Origin of the sequence: Microbacterium panaciterrae (assembly GCF_039541635.1) — a bacterium.
In the GTDB taxonomy this organism is placed as follows: domain Bacteria; phylum Actinomycetota; class Actinomycetes; order Actinomycetales; family Microbacteriaceae; genus Microbacterium; species Microbacterium panaciterrae.
In genome coordinates this window covers 1-1,185 of the sequence record NZ_BAABGP010000035.1, presented here as the reverse complement: position 1 = coordinate 1,185, position 1,185 = coordinate 1, and the positions used below count along the sequence as shown (strand labels likewise).

Below are 1,185 nucleotides of genomic sequence, written 5' to 3'. Positions count from 1 at the left end.
GTGTGAAGATCCAGGTGCTGCATATCGAGGATTGCCCGAATTGGCAGGAGGCGGGCGATCGAGTACGGCTGGTGCTCGACTCGATCGGACGGGGCGATGTTCCGGTGGAGTTCGTGTTGATCCGCACCGAGGCTGAGGCGGTGAGCTCTGGTTTCGCGGGCTCGCCCACGATTCTTCTGGACGGTCAGGACTTGTTCCCGTCCCAGGGGAACACTGCCGACTTGGCGTGCAGGGTCTATCTGACCGAGCGCGGCTTTGCGGGTGCGCCGACGGTGGGACAGCTTGAGCGCACGCTGCAGGAGCGCGAAGCGCTCAGCGGAGATCGGTCTTGATCCAGATCAGCGCCGCGGCGAGGCTGACGGCGGCTCGGTAGTTGCGGGCGAGTTTGTCCGAGCGCATCGCGATGCCGCGCCACTGCTTGAGACGGTTGAAGCAGCGTTCTACGACGTTGCGTCCCTTGTAGCGTTCCTTCTGCTTGTCGCCGAAAGCGATCGGCCGGCCCGGCTTCTTGCGGCGGTGCGCGATCTGGTCGTCCCGCTCGGGGATGGTCGCCGCGATCCTCCGGTCGCGGAGCCAGGCGCGGTTCGCCCTTGAGGGGTACCCCTTGTCGGCGAGCACCCGGTCGGGGCGGGTGCGGGGGCGGCCCTTCCCGTCGCGGGGAACGCGGATGTTCTCCAGCACCGCGCTCATCATCGTGGTGTCGTTGATGTTCCCGGCGGTGATCATCATGCTCAGCGGCCGGCCGCGGCCGTCGCAGACCAGGTGCAGTTTGGTCGTCAGCCCGCCGCGGGAGCGTCCGATCCCGTGATCAGGCGGCTCGGACCACGGATTCTTGTGATTCGGCACAGCCCCCTGTGTCCCGGGCGAGGGTCGCGCCGTGCTGATGCACGCGCGCGATCGTGGAGTCGATCGAGACGACCCAATCGATTTCCCCAGCGGCGTCGGCCTGCTTCTGCACCTCGGTGAGCAGCTTCTGCCAGGTGCCGTCCCCGGCCCACCGGTTGAACCGCTTGTAGATCGAGTTCCACTTCCCGAACCGTTCCGGAACGTCACGCCACGGCGCACCGGTCCGGTACTTCCACGCCATCCCCTCGATAGCGAGCCGGTGATCCGTCCACGGCCGCGACCGACCGGTCACCGTCGGCATCAACGGCTCCATCACGGCCCACACCTCGTCAGAGATCT

2 protein-coding genes are annotated in these 1,185 nt (G+C 66.8%); one reads left to right on the top strand and one right to left on the bottom strand.

Translation table 11 applies throughout. The features are described from left to right. Window positions 1-332, top strand: a 332-nt coding sequence (locus tag ABD882_RS18635) for a hypothetical protein (RefSeq protein ID WP_345188989.1), incomplete at its 5' end; no start/stop codon positions are given. On the opposite strand, the gene ABD882_RS18630 is transcribed toward ABD882_RS18635, so the two are convergent. After that, window positions 313-1,183, bottom strand: a protein-coding gene (locus ABD882_RS18630) for an IS5 family transposase (protein ID WP_345188987.1) whose coding sequence is annotated in 2 segments (ribosomal slippage) — window positions 313-852 and window positions 854-1,183 — 870 coding nt in all. Because the reading frame shifts where the segments join, the coding sequence is not laid out codon by codon here. The two genes, ABD882_RS18635 and ABD882_RS18630, sit on opposite strands and share 20 nt — an antisense overlap. Between the last annotated feature and the right edge of the window lie 2 nt (window positions 1,184-1,185).